Origin of the sequence: Hydrogenophaga sp. (assembly GCF_031426985.1) — a bacterium.
Taxonomy (GTDB): domain Bacteria; phylum Pseudomonadota; class Gammaproteobacteria; order Burkholderiales; family Burkholderiaceae_C; genus Hydrogenophaga.
Genome location: NZ_JASJOY010000247.1, coordinates 1 through 1155, shown reverse-complemented (window position 1 = coordinate 1155; position 1155 = coordinate 1). Strand labels below are relative to the sequence as shown.

Here is a 1155-nt window from a genome sequence, read left to right as displayed (position 1 = left end):
CCAGCGGCACGCCGGGATGCGGCGCGAGCCGCGTCACGACCTCAGGGTACGGCACCCGCGTGACGTTGCGCCCACCCTCCGGGTCGAAGCCCAGCCCCGCGAGTTCGGCGACGGTGGTGCGGAACGGCAGCACCTGCTCGAGCGCACGCTGCGCCGACTCGAAACTGTCGAAGCCCGAGGGCTGTTCACTCGAGCCCCGAGGCAGCAGCGACGCGCAGCCGGCCAGCGACGCGCTCAGCAGCGCGGCCAGGGCCATCGACAAGAGGCGCGCAGGGGCACGCGGCGGCCGCACCGCCTCGCAGGGGCGTCTCCTCATGGCGTGATGGCCACCTTGAGCACGCCGTCGCGCTGGTGCCCGAACAGGTCGTAGGCGCGCTCGATGTCGTCGAGCTTGAAGCGGTGCGTCACCATCGGCCCGAGATCGACCCGGCCGGCCTGGATCACCGCCATCAGCCGGCGCATGCGTTCCTTGCCGCCGGGGCACAGCGTCGTCACGATCTGGTGGTCGCCCAGCCCGGCGGCGAACGCGCCGAGCGGAATCGTCAGGTCGCCCGAATAGACGCCCAGGCTGGACAGCGTGCCGCCCGGGCGCAACACGCGCAGGCAAGCCTCGAAGGTGGCCTGGATGCCCAGCGCCTCGATCGCGACATCGACGCCGCGCCCGCCGGTCAGGCGCAGGATCTCTTCGACCGGGTCGACGCGGCTGCTGTCGATGACGTGGTCGGCGCCCATGCGGCGCGCGATTTCCAGCCGCGAGGCCAGGCGGTCGACGCCGATCACCGTCGTCGCGCCGCTGAGCTTGGCGCCGGCGGTGGCGCACACCAGCACGTATTCGGCCTGGCAGCCGTCGATGGTGTTGCCCAGGCGCCAGCCGCCCAGCGGCTTCCAGCCATGCGCGGTGCCGGCGCCGTCCTGCGCGCCGCAGCCGCACAGGCAGGCGTTGCTCCAGCCGCTGGGGGTGATGGCACCGGCGATCACGCGCTGGCCCTCGCAGTAGCCTTTGACCGCCGAGCCGAGCTTCTCGATCACGCCCACCGGCTCATGACCCACGGTCAGGCCGCGCGCCACCGGGTACTCGCCCTTGAGGATGTGCACGTCGGTACCGCAGATCGTGGTCGTGGTCACGCGCAGCAGCGCGTCCAAAGGACCCACGTC

1 protein-coding gene and 1 pseudogene are annotated in these 1155 nt (G+C 72.3%); both read right to left on the bottom strand.

Annotated features, from left to right (window positions below):
* Nucleotides 1-262 (bottom strand): annotated as a pseudogene (locus tag RMP09_RS23975) (hypothetical protein); the annotation flags it as partial.
* A gap of 50 nt (nt 263-312) precedes the next feature.
* On the bottom strand, nt 313-1155 hold an 843-nt coding region (locus RMP09_RS23970), incomplete at its 5' end, for a zinc-binding dehydrogenase (protein WP_310568481.1).